At 45.3% G+C, this 12,724-nt stretch carries 13 protein-coding genes; 2 read left to right on the forward strand and 11 right to left on the reverse strand.

Annotation, left to right across the window (positions count from 1 at the left end):
- Positions 1 to 27: 27 nt before the first annotated feature.
- From hemN to ccoN, 10 genes are all read right to left on the reverse strand, one after another.
- Positions 28 to 1,416: an oxygen-independent coproporphyrinogen III oxidase gene (gene hemN / locus ACMXYW_RS05515; protein WP_415905514.1), complete on the reverse strand. Its 1,389-nt coding sequence runs from the start codon at positions 1,414 to 1,416 to the stop codon at positions 28 to 30.
- A 43-nt stretch (positions 1,417 to 1,459) separates the two neighbouring features.
- A complete protein-coding gene (locus ACMXYW_RS05520; RefSeq protein WP_415905515.1) occupies positions 1,460 to 2,125 on the reverse strand; it encodes a sulfite exporter TauE/SafE family protein in 666 nt (221 codons plus the stop codon).
- Entirely contained in the window at positions 2,118 to 2,312 is a 195-nt protein-coding gene (gene ccoS, locus ACMXYW_RS05525) for a cbb3-type cytochrome oxidase assembly protein CcoS (protein WP_415905516.1), read from the reverse strand. The genes ACMXYW_RS05520 and ccoS overlap by 8 nt, the downstream gene beginning before the upstream one ends.
- Positions 2,313 to 2,344: 32 nt before the next feature.
- Positions 2,345 to 4,861, reverse strand: coding sequence for a heavy metal translocating P-type ATPase (locus tag ACMXYW_RS05530; protein WP_415905517.1), 2,517 nt, complete (start codon positions 4,859 to 4,861; stop codon positions 2,345 to 2,347).
- A complete protein-coding gene (locus ACMXYW_RS05535) occupies positions 4,858 to 5,382 on the reverse strand; it encodes a FixH family protein (protein WP_415884063.1) in 525 nt (174 codons plus the stop codon). Before ACMXYW_RS05535 ends, ACMXYW_RS05530 begins: the two co-directional genes overlap by 4 nt.
- A gap of 126 nt (positions 5,383 to 5,508) precedes the next feature.
- Positions 5,509 to 6,930, reverse strand: coding sequence for a cytochrome c oxidase accessory protein CcoG (gene ccoG / locus ACMXYW_RS05540; protein ID WP_415905872.1), 1,422 nt, complete (start codon positions 6,928 to 6,930; stop codon positions 5,509 to 5,511).
- 152 nt (positions 6,931 to 7,082) lie between these two features.
- A complete protein-coding gene (gene ccoP, locus ACMXYW_RS05545; protein WP_415884064.1) occupies positions 7,083 to 7,976 on the reverse strand; it encodes a cytochrome-c oxidase, cbb3-type subunit III in 894 nt (297 codons plus the stop codon).
- On the reverse strand, positions 7,973 to 8,170 hold the full coding sequence (locus ACMXYW_RS05550) for a cbb3-type cytochrome oxidase subunit 3 (RefSeq protein WP_415891900.1): 198 nt from the start codon (positions 8,168 to 8,170) through the stop codon (positions 7,973 to 7,975). The genes ccoP and ACMXYW_RS05550 overlap by 4 nt, the downstream gene beginning before the upstream one ends.
- Positions 8,171 to 8,176: 6 nt before the next feature.
- Positions 8,177 to 8,794: a cytochrome-c oxidase, cbb3-type subunit II gene (gene ccoO / locus ACMXYW_RS05555; protein ID WP_415884648.1), complete on the reverse strand. Its 618-nt coding sequence runs from the start codon at positions 8,792 to 8,794 to the stop codon at positions 8,177 to 8,179.
- 23 nt (positions 8,795 to 8,817) lie between these two features.
- Positions 8,818 to 10,248: a cytochrome-c oxidase, cbb3-type subunit I gene (gene ccoN / locus ACMXYW_RS05560; RefSeq protein WP_415884066.1), complete on the reverse strand. Its 1,431-nt coding sequence runs from the start codon at positions 10,246 to 10,248 to the stop codon at positions 8,818 to 8,820.
- A gap of 370 nt (positions 10,249 to 10,618) precedes the next feature.
- Between ccoN and ACMXYW_RS05565 the strand changes: the two genes are divergently transcribed.
- On the forward strand, positions 10,619 to 11,221 hold the full coding sequence (locus ACMXYW_RS05565) for an alpha/beta family hydrolase (RefSeq protein ID WP_415905518.1): 603 nt from the start codon (positions 10,619 to 10,621) through the stop codon (positions 11,219 to 11,221).
- Positions 11,218 to 12,285 carry a 23S rRNA (cytidine(2498)-2'-O)-methyltransferase RlmM gene (gene rlmM, locus ACMXYW_RS05570; protein WP_415905519.1) on the forward strand — a complete coding sequence of 356 codons (1,068 nt, stop codon included), beginning with the start codon at positions 11,218 to 11,220 and terminating at the stop codon, positions 12,283 to 12,285. The genes ACMXYW_RS05565 and rlmM overlap by 4 nt, the downstream gene beginning before the upstream one ends.
- 31 nt (positions 12,286 to 12,316) lie before the next feature.
- Here rlmM and ACMXYW_RS05575 read toward each other — a convergent pair whose 3' ends face one another.
- On the reverse strand, positions 12,317 to 12,598 hold the full coding sequence (locus ACMXYW_RS05575) for an antibiotic biosynthesis monooxygenase family protein (RefSeq protein WP_415905520.1): 282 nt from the start codon (positions 12,596 to 12,598) through the stop codon (positions 12,317 to 12,319).
- Positions 12,599 to 12,724 lie beyond the last annotated feature (126 nt).

Below are 12,724 nucleotides of genomic sequence, written 5' to 3' on the forward strand. Positions count from 1 at the left end.
ATGTAATATTTCCGTAAATACGGAAAGTTAAATAATCTTCGAGAAACGCTGTGAACTCTGATCTTTTGGTATATACGCATCAAATGCCATACATATACGACGAATCAATAGGCGACCAGCAGGAGAGACTACAATCTCATTTGCATTCATGCTGATTAAGCCATCTTTAGTAAATGCTTCTAGCTCAGCAATGGAAGTTGCGAAATAGTCGTCGAAAGCAATATCAAATTTTGATTCAACCGCTGTTTTGTCTAGCTCAAAGTGGCAGATTAGCTGTGTGATTACATGACGACGGATGATGTCATCTTGCGTCAGGCTTACACCGCGCTTAATTGCATGAGCGTTACTATCTACTGCAGCACTGTAATAAGGCATGTCGTGCTCATTTTGATAATAAACAGAGCCGATTTGGCTAATCGACGAAACGCCCATAGCGACAAGGTCGCACTCTGAGTGAGTCGTATAGCCTTGGAAATTACGATGTAATTTACCTGTGCGCTGAGCAATGGCTAGCTCATCATCAGGCTTAGCGAAGTGGTCCATACCGATATAAACATAACCTGCATCAAGCAGCTTATTGATGGTGGATTCTAGAATCGCAAGCTTAGTCTCTGGGCTAGGCAGTGTTTCTTCCTGAATATGACGCTGCGGACGGAAACGATCTGGAAGATGAGCGTAGTTGAATACTGAAAGACGATCTGGATTCATTTCGATCACAGTATCGAGTGTTGCGTTAAAACCTTCGAACGTTTGGTAAGGAAGTCCGTAGATCAAATCTAGGTTCAGGGAACGGAAACCTAATCTGCGAGCTTCTTCTAGAATTGCTGCTGTTTGTTCTACTGACTGAACGCGGTTAACTGCTTCCTGAACTTTTGGATCGATGTCCTGTAGGCCAAGACTGATACGGTTAAAGCCTATTTCACGAAGAACTTTAATTGTTTCTAGGCTTGCTTCTCGAGGATCGATTTCGATGGAGTAATCACCGCTATCGTCATCCAGAAGGTTAAAGTTTTTGCGCATTTCAGCCATTAGCTCGATCATCTGTTCGTGGCTAATGAATGTTGGTGTACCGCCACCCCAGTGTAACTGAGTTACTTTACGGTCATTGCTGTACCATTTAGATAGCTGAGCCATCTCTTTATAAAGAGTATCCAGATAAGGCTGTGCTTTTTTGCGGTTACGCGTGATCACTTTATTGCATGCGCAGTAGTAGCAAACATGCGCACAGAATGGGATGTGAACATACAGCGAAAGTGGATCATTGATGTCCGCAGAGTTTTGTCCGGTTGTTACTAGATCACTAGGAGACAACTCTGGGTCAAACTGAACAGCAGTAGGGTAGGATGTATAACGAGGACCCGATAGGTCGTATCGTTTGATCAAGTCCAGATCCCATTTAATCAGATTGTTATCCACGTTTGTCTTCCTCTGTAATCAGTTTCTTGCGAAAAGTGCTCAGTTATTGTTGGAATATTCCCATCCAAGGGATGCTGTATAAGCCCATTCCAATAATGATTGCGCCCGAAATATGTTGGGTCAGACGCTTCTGAAGAATTTGTTTAACTTGTTGGGCCAGTACACCGGTTAACAGCATGGCAGGCAAAGTGCCTACGCCAAATGCCGCCATCAATTGTGCGCTGGTTAGCCAGTCGGATGCTGCTGAAGCCCAAATTAAAGTGCTATATACCAAGCCGCACGGCAGCCAACCCCACAGCCCACCCAGCATGAACGCTTGTCCGATATTTCTAACCGGTAGAAGCTTACTCGCGGCGGGACTGATCTGTTTCCACAGTACTCCGCCTGCTCTTTCTAGGTGGGTTAAACCTTTCCACCACTGGGCAATGTAGAGGCCCATGAAAATCAGCATCAATCCGGCAAAGCTGCGTAGTACGAGTTGCAGTATAGGATCGGTTAATAACCAACTCAGGCTACCTAAAATGGCGCCTGCAGTTGCATAGCTAATAATGCGCCCAGAGTTATAGCCGAGTAAAAGTAGGAAGCCCTGACCTCCCTTAGGGGAGCTAAGGGAAACGGTGGCAGCTATGCCACCGCACATACCTAGACAATGCGTACCGCCAAGCAAACCTAATAAGAATGCTGTAGGTATGACAAGTGCTTCAGTCATTGCCTTTGTCAGTCGGTTTTACTTTTGCATCATCCGGAATCAGATCATCGTCATCATCATAGAGAATGCTATGTGCAGGGCTGTCTAGATCGTCGTACTGGCCGTTGTTAACGTTCCAGAAGAAAGCCCAGATAGCAAAGCCAATTAACAAGATGGCAATGGGGATCAGCAGGAAAATTATATCCATTGAAACTACATAACCCTAATTTTCAAATGTGCTTATTCTACCTGATTTTGCATAACCGCGTCAGGCTTAGCCGACTGAGTACCCTGATCTCTGTCATTGGAATGGACAGAACCTCGGGTTAATTTGTTCAGGCGCATCGCATTACCGACTACGACCAATGAACTTGCCGACATACCAATTGCTGCCATATACGGAGCAATGAAGCCAAAGGCCGCTAATGGTAAAGCGCTTAGGTTATAGCAAAGTGACCAAGCTAAGTTTTGCTTAATGATTCTTTGAGTCTTTCTCGCGAGCAAAATACCATCAGCCAGACGCAATAGATCGTGGCTGATCAGTACGCCATCAGCATTGGTTTTAGCAAGATCAGAAGCGCCGCCCATAGCGATAGACGTTTGTGCTCCTGCAAGTACAGGGATGTCGTTAATACCGTCACCCACCATAATTACATGAGCACCTTCCTCTTGAAGCTTATTAACATGAGCAAGTTTTTCTGCAGGTGATACGCCGGATATAGCGGTATCTATGCCTAGTTGACTGGCTACTTCCGCTACCGCTGAAGAGTTATCGCCCGTCAGCATCTGACAGTTAAGCCCCATCGAGTGAAGGATCTCGATCGTCTGTTTAGCTTCGCGACGGATTTGGTCATTCAGGCGGAACCAAGCTAGCGCTTGAGTCTCATTACATAGAAGCAACCACTGCCCACTTGTTTCAGGTAGCGATGGTTGACTTTGCGTTAGGATCTCGCTCGCATAATCAGGTTTACCAATACGATATCTTTGATTGTCGATCACTCCTTCGATGCCTTGACCAAGTGTTGCTTTGATCTCGGTTGCTACTAGATCACCTTGTTGATCGTGGAACGCTTGCGCAATTGGATGTTCACTGTGCTTCTCAAGCGCAGCAGCAAACTTGGTACAGGCGTCTTGATCATGATCCGCTAGAGGAACCACTTCTTGAAGACTGAGGTTGCCCTCGGTTAGCGTGCCTGTTTTATCGAAAACAACATGAGTTGCCGTCGAAAGGCTTTCAAGTACATGGCCTCGGGTAATTAATAAACCGTTTTGGCGCAGTGTTCCTGTGGCAGCAGTGAGTGCTGTCGGTGTGGCCAATGAAAGCGCACAAGGACAAGTCACTACCAGTACCGATAGGGTGATCCAGAATGCATGAGCAGGCTCAACGAAGTACCAACCTGTAGCTACAACGGTTGCGGTGACTAAGACCGCCGCTACAAAGTAGCTAGCAACCTTATCAGCAATCTGAGCAACTTTAGGTTTATCTTCTTGAGCACGATCGAGCAGACGAACAATAGCTGATAGCTTGGTCTCGTCACCCACCTGAGTGATTTTAATCGTGATCGGGTTTTCGACGTTAATCGTGCCGCCAACAACCTTGTCATCGATATCTTTGCGAATAGGCAGGTATTCACCCGTTAGCGCTGCTTCATCTACCGAGCTGCTACCAGCAATGATGATACCATCTGCAGGAATCGTATGGCCTGGTTTGACCAATACAATATCGTCTAGCTTCAGTTCTTGTGCAGGTACTAATTGCTCTTCACCATCGACTAGTTTGATAGCACTAGCCGGTAGTAAGTTGAGGAGTGCGTTACCCGCTTTGCCTGTTCTATGACGGGCCTGCATTTCAAGATAACGGCCAATTAACAGGAAGAAGGTGAACATAGTAACGGAGTCGTAATAGACCTCACCACTATTCGTGATGGTTGCCCAGACACTGGCTAAATAAGCTCCACCGATTGCGATAGAGACAGGGAAGTCCATGGTTAAGTGTCGAGTTTTAAGATCCCTTAGCGCTGCAATAAAGAAAGGACGTGCAGAATAAAGGATTACTGGGGTTGCAATGACTAAGCTAGCCCAGCGGATAAAGCTGACATACTTATCTTCCATGCCCTGTAGAGCACCGCCATAAAGCGCGATAGCAAACATCATAGTCTGCATCATGCCGATGCCGGCAACACCTAGACGGCGAGTTGCACGCTTACGTTCCTGCTCTAAGAGCTGCTCTTCTTTGTCAGGGTGGTAAGGGTGGGCTTGATAACCAATTCGGTATATCTCAGCCATGATTTTACTGAGTTTTGCTTGGGATTTATCCCAAGTGATACGAGCGCGGTGGTTGGTCAGGTTGACCTTAGCTTTACTTACGCCCTCGATATTACTGATGTGGTGATCGAGTAACCACACGCAAGCTGCGCAGGTAATACCTTCGATAACCAGTGTGGCTTCGGAGCTAGATTCATTAACTTTGACGAAATTACTTTGCACATTTTCGTCGTCGTAAAGCTCAAGCTCAAGAAGCAGTGTTTCCGGAAGGTCCTTAGTGTTCAGCTCCGGGGAGTAGGCTGCTTCAGTACGATGTTTGTAATAATTGTCCAAGCCACTATCGACAATAGTCTGTGCGACTGCTTGGCAGCCTGGGCAACACATATCTCTACTTTCACCGTTAATTACAGCACTATAGTTACTACCCGGAGGGATAGTAAGGCCGCAGTGGTAACAGTCAGCAGACTTTACTGAGTTAAGGTTGCTGCTCATTGTTCGTGGGCAGGTTTAAACTCAATTGTATTCTGATCGTATGGTGGATGTGCCTCTGCACGGAGGTTCCAGTTGCGGGCTTCATCCTTCAGGATCAGATAACGCTTACCTTGTAGCAGGCTCTTTAAGCTGCCTGTATAGGCTTCAGTGCCAGGAACTTGCTTAAGTAGAATACTCTGATCGTATTGCTGGTGAGTAGGGTGAATGATACTGAGGTTAAGGAACTCTGGAAGATAATCGCCTTTGCTCTTGAATTTCAGCATTAGATCGCCAGTTGTATTATCGAGATTTAACTGACCGCTAACGCCAAGGTCGATCGCTTCTTGAGACTGACTTTTATCTACAAAATGGCCTCGGGCTACTTTGTAGTAGTCATCTTTTACCAAACCGTCATGTGTAACGATTGATAGGTAAAGGTAAAAAGTTCCGTAAAAAACTACGGCAATAATCGGTGATAAAATAAACCAAAGCCAAGGTTGTTTGTACCATGGGCCGGGGATGTTGTTGTCGCTGTCACTCATGTATCAATACCCAAAAAAAAACTGTCGTATCCAAAACTGGAACACCCAGTTTCAGACCGACAGCTATTCTACCTTATTTCTAAAAGAAGGGGCCTAGAATTTATTCTAATCGACCCTTCTTTTGACCTAGCGCTTAGGTGCAGGGCCAATAAAACGGTTTTCAACTTCTATAACAATGTCGGAATTGTCCTTTGCTATCACTTTGAAGTTGATATTGTTATTGGCTTTGCTTAGGTATATCTTCTTAATGTTCAATCTAATTGGAAGATCAATTAGCTCACCTGCTTTGATAGTGACCTCGGATTTGCCAATGTATTCAAGGCCTTCAATACCTGTCACAGATATAGTGTAGCTATGATCGACTTGCTCTTTATTGGCAAGTTTCAGTGTATATACATTCTCGATAACACCTGAAGTGACTTCTGTATATAGCTGCCCACGATCGCGTAAGATATCGACTTCTAACGGAATACGGCTATATATTGTGTAGGCAAACGCGACACACATCGCACATAAAACAGCGAAGTAACCGATTAATCTAGGACGCATGATGTGCGTTTTATTACCGTCAAGTTGATGCTCAGTTGTGTAGCGTACGAGGCCTTTTTCGTAACCGACGCGTTCCATAATGTCGTCACAGGCGTCAACACAAGCACCACAGGCTACACACTCATATTGCAGGCCGTCGCGAATGTCGATTCCCACTGGGCAAACATAAACACAATTGTAGCAATCAATACAGTCGCCTAAGCCTTCTGCTTTATAGTCAGAGCCTTTTTTACGTTTGCCTCGGCTTTCGCCGCGTTTCTCGTCGTAAGAAATGATCAAAGTGTCTTGGTCGAACATAACTGATTGGAAGCGAGCGTAAGGGCACATGTAGATACATACCTGCTCACGCAACCAGCCAGCGTTGCCATAGGTTGCTACGGCAAGGAAGCCTAACCACCACATCTCCCAAGGGCCAAGTTCAAAACTAAAGATGCTTGGGATAAGCTCGCGAATTGGAGTGAAGTAACCAACAAACGCGATAGCGGAAATAATAGAGAAAGCGACCCATAGGAAGTGTTTTGCGCTTTTTCTCAGTAATTTTTCTTTGCTCCAGCCTTTAGATTTATCCAGCTTCATTCGCTTGTTGCGATCACCTTCGGTGAAGTTCTCTATCCAGATATAGATCCAAGTCCAAACGAATTGCGGGCAAGCATAACCACACCATAATCGACCGGCAAATACGGTAAAGAAGAAGAGGGCAAAGGCAAGAATAATCAGTAGCCAAGACAGTAACATAAAGTCTTGTGGCCAGAAGGTGCTACCAAATACATGGAATTGTCTGTTGGGTAGATCAAACAGAACGGCCTGTCTGCCATCCCATGTGATCCATGAGAAGCCAAAGAACATCAATAGCATGATAAAGCTAGAGGCTTGGCGTAAGGTTTTAAAGATACCTTTGTAGTTCTTTACATAAATATGCTCGCGTTTGGCATATAGGTCGTACTCTTGGGATTTTTTCTTGCTCTTGGGTGTGACATCTTGAACCGGGATCTGATTCATATCGTTGCTCACATACTCACCAGTGAAAGTTAAACTCATCAGAACTAATACGCTCACCATGCATTAGCAAAGTTGAATATTATAATAGATCCTCAAAAAAAAAGGCGACATGATCTACATCATATCGCCTTTATTTTAGTTCAACTATCTAATTACTTTTTAGATAGGCTGTAAACGTATGCAGTGATCAGGTGAATCTTCTCATCGCTTAGTAGGTCTTTATGAGCTGGCATTACACCATTACGACCAACACGGATAGAGTGAGCCACTTTTTCGAAGCTACCACCGTACAACCAGATGTCATCAGTTAGGTTAGGTGCACCTAGGATAGGTAGACCTTTACCGTCAGTACCGTGACAAGCAGTACATAGTGCTTGGAATTGACCTTTACCGCGAGCTGCGCCTTCTGCATCAGCTTCTGCACCGCTTAGAGATAGTACGTAGTTAGTTACGTCACGTACGCCTTCTTCGCCTAGTACAGCGCCCCAAGGTGGCATGCCGCCGTTACGACCGTTAGCAATAGATGTCTTGATAGTCTTCTCGTCACCACCGTACAACCAATCGTTGTCCGTTAGGTTAGGGAAGCCGTGTGCACCTGTTGCTGCTGTGCCGTGACATAGAGAACAGTTGTTCGCAAACATACGCTGACCCATTTTTAGGCCTAGTGCGTTGTCTGGGTGCTGTAGCTCTTCTGCAGACATAGCTGCGTATTTAGCAAAGATTGGCTTGTACGTCTCTTCAGCGTGAGCCATTTCTTCTTCCCACTGGCCAGTAGAAGTCCAGTTCAATAGACCTGGGAAACTACCTAAACCTGGGTAAAGAATAAGATAAACAATGCCGAAAACAACGGTGCCCATAAACATCTGGAACCACCATTTTGGCAGAGGGTTATCGTATTCAGCAATGCCATCAAATTCATGGCCTAATGTTTCTTCAGTTGTATCTTGGTGCGGCTGACTTTTGCGAGTAGCAATCAATAGCCAAGCACAACCAAGAATTACAGCTAGGGTAATCACTGCTACCCATGCGCTCCAAAAAGCACTCATTTTTCAATTCTCCCGTCACTGGCCTCTGTATTGTCCGATTTCATCTCGTCTGCCTCATCGGGTTCGTTCAGAGGCATGTTGGCTGCATCGTCGTACTTGTCTTTATTTTTTGGATTAAGCACCCAAACAAATAGCGCCAAGAACGTAATCAGCATGATTACCGGAATATAAGGGCCATAAACTTCGTAACTCACGCGTTACTACCGCTTGTTAGTGTATTCAGAATGCATTTTACCCAGTGCTTGTAGGTAAGCTACAACAGCATCGATCTCGTATTTACCCTGAACTTCTTTCTGGGCATTAGCGATCTGCTCGTCAGTGAAAGGAACACCAACAGCGCGTTGTGCTTCAAGCTTCTTAGCAGTGTCTGCACCGGTTAGTTTGTTTTCAAACAACCATGGGTAAGAAGGCATCTTAGACTCAGGTACAACGTCACGAGGGTTGTACAAGTGAGCGCGGTGCCAATCATCAGAGTAACGACCACCTACACGAGCAAGGTCTGGACCTGTACGCTTAGAACCCCATAGGAATGGGTGTTCCCAAACGTGCTCATTCGCAGTTGAGAAGTGACCGTAACGTTCCGTTTCAGCACGGAAAGGACGGATCATCTGACTGTGACAAGTGTTACAACCTTCACGGATGTAGATGTCACGGCCTTCAAACTCAAGCGGAGTGTAAGTACGTAGGCCTTCAATTGGCTTAGTAGTAGAAGTTTGGAAGAACAGAGGAACGATCTCTGCTAGGCCACCACCGCTGATTACGATGATGATAAGCAGAATCATCAGGCCAATGTTCTTTTCTATCGTTTCGTGTTTGATCATTTCTATCTGCTCCTATGACCTTAAGCTGCCTGTGCAGAAGCTTGAGCTTCTGGTGCAGTGCTGCCTTTACGAACAGTCTGCCAAGTGTTGTAGGCCATCAGAATCATACCAGTCAGGAAGAACATACCGCCCAACCAACGAACAAAGTAACCAGGGTGAGAAGCTTCTAGTGCTTCTACGAAGCTGTAAGTCAAAGTACCGTCAGCGTTAACTGCACGCCACATTAGACCCTGTAGGATACCGTTAACCCACATCGCGCAGATGTATAGAACCGTACCTACTGTCGCTAGCCAGAAGTGAGTGTTGATAAGACCAACGCTGTACATCTGAGCTTTACCGAATAGGCGAGGGATCATGTGGTAAACCGCACCGATAGAGATCATTGCAACCCAACCCAATGCACCAGCGTGTACGTGACCAACAGTCCAGTCAGTGTAGTGAGACAGTGCGTTTACTGTCTTAATGGACATCATTGGACCTTCGAACGTAGACATACCGTAGAAGGAAAGAGATACAACAAGGAAACGAAGAACTGGATCCGTGCGAAGCTTATGCCAAGCACCAGATAGAGTCATCATACCGTTGATCATACCACCCCAAGATGGAGCAAGAAGGATCAGAGACATAACCATCGCTACAGACTGAGTCCAGTCAGGAAGCGCTGTGTAGTGAAGGTGGTGACCACCAGCCCAAATGTATGTCGCAATCAACGCCCAGAAGTGAACGATAGATAGACGGTAAGAGTAGATTGGACGTTCAGCTTGTTTTGGTACGAAGTAGTACATCATACCTAGGAAGCCAGCTGTCAGGAAGAAACCTACAGCGTTATGACCGTACCACCACTGGATCATCGCATCTACAGTACCGGAGTAGATGGAGTAAGACTTCCACATAGAAACAGGGATAGCCATGCTGTTAACGATGTGTAGAACAGCTACAGTGATGATGAATGCCATGTAGAACCAGTTACCTACGTAGATGTGAGATGTCTTACGCATCTTCACAGTACCTAGGAATACAATAGCGTATGCAACCCACACGATAGTAATTAGCAGGTCGATAGGCCATTCTAGCTCAGCATATTCTTTGGAAGAAGTTAGACCTAGCGGCAGAGTGATTGCTGCTGCAAGGATTACTGCTTGCCAGCCCCAGAATGTAAACGCTGCAAGGCCATCAGAGATCAGGCGGCGTTGGCTGGTGCGTTGAACTACATAGTAAGATGTTGCAAACAGGGCACAGCCGCCGAATGCAAAGATAACTGCGTTAGTGTGCAGTGGACGTAGACGACCGTAAGTCAGCCACGCTGTATCAAAGTTTAGTGCTGGCCAAACCAACTGTGCAGCAATTAGGACACCGACGGTCATACCGACGATACCCCAAATTACTGTCATGATGGCGAACTGGCGCACCACTTTATAATTGTAGGTGGGGTGTTCAGTTGCTGTGCTCATGTCAGGCTCTCATCAACAAGCTATTTATGGAAATTTTGAGTTTCGCAGGCAATTATCTTGGAATAGGGCCTTATTTTCAATGTGTTTAGGTCATTCAATGAGGCATTTTGTCGCAGTTGCGAAATTTCTACCTAGGTATTGTTTGCTTTATACTTTTAGGTCGGGGTGTTTTTTAACTTAATGAAATATAAGGAATATTTTTTATAGGTTGTAATCCTTTGTTTTAAAAAGAGATATAATTTTGGCGTTTTTTGTCGTAAAAAACGTCGCATTTTGTGCTGCACAGTAAGGCTTTTCTCAGCGTTTGTTGATTCAAGTCAACTTTGAAACAGCTGTAAAACTCATTTTTTGACTGATTAAGGGACTGTTTATGTTAATTGATGGTGAATTGAAAGCGGGGAAAGTGCTATTTGCGCATGGTGCGGGTGCGCCAATGGACAGTGACTTTATGCAACAGATGGCTCTGCGCTTAGCTAAACTTGGATTGCAGGTTGTTCGTTTTGAATTTCCATATATGCAGACCATTAGAGAAACGGGCAAGCGACGCCCTCCAGATAGAATGCCTAAATTGCTGGATTACTTTACACAATTGATTGAAGAGCAAGTAGTGGTTGGTCAGCCACTGTATTTGGCGGGAAAATCTATGGGCGGGCGTGCTGCTTCAATGCTACTTAGTCATCCAGCCGTAAGTGCTGGATTTGTATTCGGTTATCCTTTTCATCCACGTGGAAAGCCCGATTCGTTACGTGTTGATCATTTAAAAGATTTACCAAAGCCTTTGCATATATTTCAAGGCGAAAGGGATCCAATGGGTTCACTTCCTGAAGTTACAGAGTACAATTTGCCGCCATCTGTCCATGTGCATTGGTTTGAGGATGGTGATCATGACATCAAACCACGTAAGGCTTCAGGTTTTACGCAAATTCAGCATATGGACCATATCGCTCAGATTATCGGGAAACAGCTAAGTTGACATATTTTAATCGATTAGTCCTACAGTGCCGCTCAGGCTTCGAGAAAGAGGTCGCAGGGGAGATTACTGATCAGTGCTCTAACATTGGCGTTTATGGTTACTGTACTCTAGAGTCCGGTCAGGGTTATGTAGAGTTTCATTTGCAAACTCCAGGTGATGCAGAGCGGGCTATTGCTGAAATTGATTTTAATAGTCTGATTTTTGTAAGACAGTGGATGGTTTGTGGCGATTGCCAGGAACTAGAGCGGGACGATCGAATTTCGCAGTTACAACAGATTCTTGCTGATTTCCCTGATTGTACTGATCTTTGGGCCGAATACCCTGATACGACAGATGGTCGCGAGTTGGCGACCTTTTCCAAGAAGTTTAGCTCGGCTTTGGCGCAAAAGTTGCGTAAAAGCGGGCGTTTGAAGAAAAAAACGAATCTCAAAGGCAATCGTTTAATGCTGTTTGTATTGTCTGGCAGTGAAATGTTTGTGGGTTATGCGCCTGTGAATAATTCAGCGCCTTGGCCTCTAGGTGTGCCCCGTCTTAAGTTCCCCAAACAAGCGCCAAGTCGTTCAACGTTGAAATTAGAAGAGGCGTGGCATTGGTTTATTCCGCGTGACGATTGGGATCAGCGAATCCCTCATGGTTCAACAGCAGTAGATCTGGGGGCCGCACCGGGCGGTTGGACCTGGCAGTTGGTTCAGCGCAGTATGTTTGTTACTGCAGTTGATAATGGGCCGATGCAAGATCAGTTGATGGAATCCGGGCAAGTGACCCACGTTCAGGAAGATGCATACAAATTTATACCTGCGCAGCCCGTCAATATGATGGTGTGTGATGTTGTGGATAAACCGATTAAAACGGCTGGGATGGCAGCGGATTGGGTGATTAATGGCTGGTGCGATGAGGCTATCTTCAATCTGAAACTACCAATGAAGCAGCGTTACCAAGAAGTTGTATCTTGTTTAAATCTGATTGCTGAAAGGTTTATGCAGGAAGGCTTAGCGTATGAGTTATCGGCTAAACACCTTTACCATGATCGAGAGGAGATAACCTGCCACCTTAGAGTGCTGTGAAAATACAGCGATAAGATGGCAGTTTCAGATATTAGTGTTCAAAAACGGTGACTTTTTCCTCGGTTTCTAGCATCGGATTAAGAGTCGCCATCATATCTTGGCGCTCTGAGGATTGTGCCCAGCGTTGCCAGTCTTGAAGAGTTCTGTAGGTTGCAATAACCATTCTGTGGTTTGGATCACTGGCATTTTTCAGAGCTTCGCCAGAAATGAAGCCGTGCGCTTGCATTGCTAATTGTAGCGTTTCACGGGCAGCTTTTTCATAGTGCGCGCCTAAGTCATCGGCAATATGTCGTTCGATAAGTACTCGAATCATATGATCTCTCCATCTAAAACTACGTTCCACACATATAGAATGGATTATTTTTATTTTAAAAGCGACTTTAGTTGCTTAATTACTGATTAAATGACTTTTGCTGTCATAGGTAATTTGAGACAATAC

It is taken from the genome of Neptuniibacter sp. QD48_55 (assembly GCF_047778115.1).
Lineage (GTDB): Bacteria > Pseudomonadota > Gammaproteobacteria > Pseudomonadales > Balneatricaceae > Neptuniibacter.